The organism is Micrococcus sp. HSID17227, from assembly GCF_003989405.1.
In the GTDB taxonomy this organism is placed as follows: domain Bacteria; phylum Actinomycetota; class Actinomycetes; order Actinomycetales; family Micrococcaceae; genus Micrococcus; species Micrococcus luteus.
Genome location: NZ_RBLN01000155.1, coordinates 1 through 5,360, shown reverse-complemented (window position 1 = coordinate 5,360; position 5,360 = coordinate 1). Strand labels below are relative to the sequence as shown.

At 73.7% G+C, this 5,360-nt stretch carries 8 protein-coding genes; 3 read left to right on the top strand and 5 right to left on the bottom strand.

The window, feature by feature from the left end; translation table 11 throughout:
* The coding region (locus D8M29_RS08340) for an FAD-dependent oxidoreductase (RefSeq protein ID WP_148111554.1) at nt 1-986 on the top strand (986 nt) is incomplete at its 5' end.
* 12 nt (nt 987-998) lie between these two features.
* A complete protein-coding gene (locus tag D8M29_RS08335) occupies nt 999-1,688 on the top strand; it encodes a M23 family metallopeptidase (protein WP_127445901.1) in 690 nt (229 codons plus the stop codon).
* Here D8M29_RS08335 and D8M29_RS08330 read toward each other — a convergent pair.
* On the bottom strand, nt 1,678-2,187 hold the full coding sequence (locus tag D8M29_RS08330; protein WP_044659331.1) for a GNAT family N-acetyltransferase: 510 nt from the start codon (nt 2,185-2,187) through the stop codon (nt 1,678-1,680). The genes D8M29_RS08335 and D8M29_RS08330 overlap by 11 nt on opposite strands.
* 72 nt (nt 2,188-2,259) lie before the next feature.
* On the opposite strand from D8M29_RS08330, the gene D8M29_RS08325 reads away from it, so the two are divergent.
* Nucleotides 2,260-2,805 carry a GNAT family N-acetyltransferase gene (locus D8M29_RS08325; protein WP_020624710.1) on the top strand — a complete coding sequence of 182 codons (546 nt, stop codon included), beginning with the start codon at nt 2,260-2,262 and terminating at the stop codon, nt 2,803-2,805.
* Between the two features lie 35 nt (nt 2,806-2,840).
* Here D8M29_RS08325 and D8M29_RS08320 read toward each other — a convergent pair whose 3' ends face one another.
* The 4 genes from D8M29_RS08320 to D8M29_RS08305 form a co-directional block, all read right to left on the bottom strand.
* Entirely contained in the window at nt 2,841-3,053 is a 213-nt protein-coding gene (locus D8M29_RS08320) for a hypothetical protein (protein ID WP_010079881.1), read from the bottom strand.
* 135 nt (nt 3,054-3,188) lie between these two features.
* The gene (locus tag D8M29_RS08315; protein ID WP_036314529.1) at nt 3,189-4,304 is read right to left on the bottom strand and encodes a type I restriction endonuclease; all 1,116 of its coding nucleotides are present in this window, start codon (nt 4,302-4,304) and stop codon (nt 3,189-3,191) included.
* A 267-nt stretch (nt 4,305-4,571) separates the two neighbouring features.
* Nucleotides 4,572-4,916: a hypothetical protein gene (locus D8M29_RS08310; RefSeq protein WP_010079880.1), complete on the bottom strand. Its 345-nt coding sequence runs from the start codon at nt 4,914-4,916 to the stop codon at nt 4,572-4,574.
* A gap of 99 nt (nt 4,917-5,015) precedes the next feature.
* The coding region (locus tag D8M29_RS08305) for a helix-turn-helix domain-containing protein (protein ID WP_148111553.1) at nt 5,016-5,360 on the bottom strand (345 nt) is incomplete at its 5' end.

Here is a 5,360-nt window from a genome sequence, read left to right as displayed (position 1 = left end):
GGACGCTGCGGGTCGGCGAGGAGCCGGTCCGCTTCGAGCGCCTGATCCTCGCCCTCGGCGCGCACCCGAAGCCCCTGCCCGTCGCGGACGACGACGCCGAGGTGCACCTGCTGCGCTCTCTCGACCACGCCCGCCGCCTGGTGGCCTCCGCCGGGCACGCGCGCTCCGCCGTCGTGATCGGCTCGGGGTTCATCGGCTGCGAGGCGGCCGCCTCCCTGGCCCTGCGCGGGGTGGCCACCACGCTGGTCACCCCGGACGAGGTGCCGCAGCAGAAGCGGCTCGGCCGCGAGGCGGGCGATCGGATCGCGCAGTGGCTGATCGGCGCCGGCGTCGAGCTGCGCACCGGCGTGCGGGTGGGGCAGGTGCGCGCCCCGCGCACCGTCCACCTCGACGACGGCGCCACGCTCGCCCCGGACCTGATCCTCGCCGCGGTGGGGGTCGAGCCGGGGGGCGGGTGGCTCGAGGACTCCGAGCTGACCATGCACGAGGGGCGGATCGTGGCGGACGAGCACCTGGCGGCGGCGCCGGGCGTGTGGGTGGCCGGGGACGTGGCCCGCGCCCACCACGCCGTGGCCGGCCGGCCGATCCCCGTGGAGCACTGGGGCGACGCCCTCGGCAGGGGCGAGGTCGCCGGGCACAACGCGGCCCGCACCGAGGTCGGCGTGCCGGGCGGCGCCGGCCAGGCCTCCGTGCTGGCCCACGCGGCGACGGCGGACCCGGAGTCCCTGCGGCGGTGGGAGGCCGTGCCCGGGTTCTGGAGCACCATCGGCGAGCACACGCTCAAGCACGCCGCGTGGGGCGACGGCCACGAGCAGGCCCGCATGGTGGAGCGCACCGGCGGGTTCACTCTCTGGTACACGGACGCGCAGGACCGCGTGGTGGGCGTGCTGACCTACAACGCGGACGAGGACTACGAGCGCGGGCGGGAGCTGGTGGCGGGCCGGGATGCCGTGGGCGAAGGCCGGGGCCGTCCCGACCCTGCATGACAGACTGAGGGGATGACCACCCCGACCCCCGGCGCCGGCTCCCCGGGCAGCGGTGTGGCCGGGGGCGTGCTGGCCGCAGTGGGGGCGCTGGCCCTGATCGCGACCGTCCTGGCGCTGGTCCTCGCGTTCGGTCCGGCCGGCCGGGACGACGCCGGCGCGGGCGCCGAGCGGCGGCGCTGGAACGGCGGCTTCACCCCCGCCCCGCCCACGGTGAACACGCAGGGGTACGCCGAGCCCGTGCAGGGCCGCGTGACCTCCCGCTTCGGGCCCCGCCCCAACCCGTTCGGCGAGGGCGTGGTGCCCTCGGGGGTGTCCGAGGAGGCCCTGACCCGCCACGACGGCGTGGACCTCGGCGGGGTGCCGGAGGGCACGCCCTTCCACTCGGTGTCCGACGGCCGAGTCCTATTCGTGGAGGCCGGCGGGGACGCGGGCGGCAACCTGCTCGCCGTGGACGCCGGGGACGGCCACGTGTGGCGCTACCTGCACGCCGCCCCGGACTCCACCGTGGTGGACGCGGGCCAGCGCGTCTCCGCCGGGGACCACCTGGCCGGCGTCGGGCAGACCGGCGCCGCCACCGGCGTGCACCTGCACCTGGAGCTGCGCGTGGACGGCGAGCCGGTGGACCCGGAGGCCTACCTGGCCGAGCGGGGCGTGGAGCTCGGCGGCTCCTACCCGGAGCGGCGCCGCGGCATCAGCCGGTGACCGGGCCGCCGCCGTCGTCCACGGACCCGGCCCAGCGGACCTCCCCGTCCACGACCTCGTCCGTCGGCGCCAGGCCGATCGCCTGGGCGACCCGCTGGGAGGCCGTGTGCTCGGGGTGGACATCCGCCACGAGGCGCCGCACCCCCCGGTCCCGCAGCTCGCCCTTGAGGAGGCCGGCGGCCTCCTTCGCCAGCCCGCGGCCCTGCCACGGCGTGCCGATCAGCCAGGCGATCTGCGTGGGTCCCCCGTCCACGGGGATGGTGGCCTGGACGTAGCCGACCGGCCGGCCCTCCGGCTCCAGCACCACGATCCAGTTGGCCCAGTCCTCCGCGCCGTCCTCGGAGCGACCGCGCGCGAGGATCGCGTACCGCTGCCGCAGCTCCTCCTCGCCCGGCGGCGTCCCGCCGGTGTACGTGTACAGGTCCGGGTCGGCGAGGACCGCGGCCATGGCCTCGGCGTCATCCACCCGCAACGGGCGCAGGGAGAGGGAATGCGGCATGGGCACAGTCGACCAGCCCGGCCCCGCGCAGACAAGAGGCGGGGCGCATCCGCCCGCCGCTAGCCTGGGCGCATGCCGCCCGCCCCCACCGCCCGTCTGCGCTTCCGCGAGATGGCCGACGCCGACCTCGACCACCTGGCCGGCCTCCTCGCCGATCCCGTGGTGATGCGCTTCTACCCCGCCCCGCGCACGCGCGCGGAGGCGGCGGCGTGGATCGCGGGCAACCGGCGCCGGTACGCGCAGGACGGGCACGGGCTGTGGATCATCGAGACCCACGACGACGGCGGGCCCGGCTTCGTGGGCGACTGCGGCCTGACGTGGCAGGAGGTCAACGGGGAGCCTCGCCTGGAGGTCGGCTACCACGTGCGGGCCGACCTGTGGGGGCGCGGCTACGCCACCGAAGCGGCCGCCGCCTGCCGGGACCACGCCCGGGACGTGCTGGGGCACCACGAGCTCGTGGCGATCATCCACCCGGAGAACACGGCCTCGCGCCGGGTGGCCGAGCGGATCGGGATGACCGTGGTGGGCGAGGACCGCACCGGCGCGCCCGAGGCCCGCGCGGCTCTGGGGCTCGAGGCGCGCACCGTGCTGGGGATGAGGCTCCGGCCGGGCGCGTGAGGCGCGGCCCGGCCGGACGTCTCAGCCCCGGTCGCTCACTTGGCGTGGCGGGCGAGCAGCTCGCGGGCGGCGTCCAGGCCGCCGGCCTCGACGTCGTAGGAGCCGGTGGACGCGTGGTGGGCCTCGACCGCGTCCGTGATCCGGTAGTGGTCCGGGTTGCCGGGCGGGTCGGAGGTCTCCAGCACGTGGATCAGGTAGGTCTCGCCGGCGGCCAGGGCCTGGCGGTCGTCGCGCTCGTGATGGGTCATGACGTCCTCTCGGGTCGGCGCCCGGCGGGTCTGTCCCACCGGGGCGTGCGCACCAGGGTGGCGCATCGACGGCGGCGGGGCACAGTCCTGCCCGCCCGCGGGCCGGATCCGGTCAGTAGGCGGGTCAGAGTCCGCTCAGGCCCCGACGTAGGAGCTGACGACGCTCCGCAGTGCCTCGGCGGATTCGTAGATGTCCTCCAAGTTCTCGAGGTCGGCCCGCGTCCTGTTCTTGTCCGCATCGAACAGCACCAGATATTTCACCTTCCCGTCGAAGTGAAGGCGCGCGATCGGCTTCCGATTGTTGTCGTCCAGGATGACGCTGCAGTACGAGGCTGCGTCGCGCATGTAGACGCGGTTCATCGGCACGATTCCGGCGAGAATCGCCTTGATGATGCGGAAACCCTCGATCTCCTCTTCGGTCGTCACCACGCCCGGCTTGAGCTGGCCCTCCTGACCGTTCTCCTCGTCGGACAGGACCGTCTGATCGCCGGTGGCCACGGGCTCAGCGGGAGCCGCCAGTACCGGAGCGACCTGGTCGCCCAGGGCAGTCTTCAGCCGCGCGTTGACGCGATCGTTGATGTACTGGCGCGCAGCCTCCTCGGTGAGCCGGGTGAAGGTCTCCACCGCCTTGGCGTTCATGTACCCGGAGTACACGCGCTTGGCGAGGACCTTCACCAACTCATCGCTCGGCGCAGCCATCTCGGCAGAAATCTCGCGCTTGATGGCCGATACGTACTTCAGCTCCTCGGCTGCGGCGATGACCGAGTCGAGATCGAAGGATCCCTTCGCCAGCTGCTCGAGCTTCGGCACGGTGACCGGGTCGATGTCCAGAAGATCGAGGACGAGGAACGGACGCTCGTCGAGGATGTTGGCCTTGTCGAGGTCCGTGTAGAAGTTCCACACCCGCCCGTTGGTGAGCACGCCGATCCGCGCTTCACTGGTGTGGAAGTAGCGCACCAGCTGGCTCGCGTGCGCCAGGGACAGCTCCGAGCCGACCTTCTTGGCCTCCACGAGGATGTTGACCTTCCCCTCCCGCATGATGGCGTAGTCGATCTTCTCCCCCTTCTTCAGGCCCAGATCTGCGACGAACTCCGGGACGACCTCCTGGGGATCGAACACGTCGTAGCCCAACACCTGCGAGATGAATGGCATGACGAGCGCGTTCTTCGTCGCCTCTTCCGTGTCCAGGGAGCTTGCGTAGTCGCGGGCTCGCCGAGCCACTTGCGCAAGCTTGTCCTCGAATTCAGTCATGCCGTTTCACCCATCCGTGAGTAGGAGCCGGACAGCCGGGAATCCGGCAGCCTCGCACGTCAGCGCCCGAAGGCCCGCCGCAGCTGTGTCGAAATATAACCCAGCTCACAAACACGCTACGGGGACCCTCGCAGGCGCTCCGTGGCCGGACCGCGGGATCGCCCGGAACGCGAGGCGGCCACGACGCGTCGCCTCTCACAGGAAGGAGACGGGGCGTCGTGGCCGCGTTCCGCGGGGGGCCGCCCTGTCAGGCGACGCCCGGCCGGCTCAGCGGTTGCCGGGGTGCTGCGGGTCGGCCGGGATGCCGCGGCTCAGGGGCTCCACGGGCGGGCCGCTCGTCTCCGGGGTCACGGGCGAGCCGGTGCGGGAGCCGCCGACCTCCGGGGTGTCCGGCACCTGATCGCCGGAGGGCTGGGCGCCGGAGCGCAGCGCCTCGAGCCGCGTCTCGAGGACCTGCACCACGGGCAGGCGGTCGCCGTGGGCGCGCTCGTAGGCGAGCAGCTGCTCCACCTGCGACTCGTCGAGGCCGGTGATCCGGGTCGGCAGCGTGCCGTTGGGGATGTGGTCGTAGTCCGGCAGGGGGAGCTCGTCGCGGTTCGGGGCGTTCGTCATGGCACTGTCCCTCTTCTCTCGTCGGGGTCCCTCGTCGGGATGCGTGGTCCACCCACGCTAGTGAAGGCCCCCGTCAGACGGCACCCCCTGCCGCCCCGCTCACCCGACCCCGTCCCGCCGCGCCCGCAGCACGATCTCCAGGTCGAACCGCGCGTCGGGGTCCTCGAGGGCCTCCCCGAACAGCTCGCGCAGCCGGCCCACCCGGTACCCCACGGTCTGGGGGTGCACGCCGAGCTCCGCGGCGATCGGCGCCCGCTGGCCCCAGTGCGTGAGCCAGGCGAGCAGGGTCTCCTCCAGCACCGCCCGCTTCGCCTCGCTCACCTCGTCCAGGGGCGCCAGCACGCGTTCGGCCAGCTGCGTCACGACGCGCGGCTCGGCCCCCAGCACCACGCGCGCCAGGTGGTCCGCGGCGAGGATCGGGGACGGGGCGCCGTCGTCGTCCTC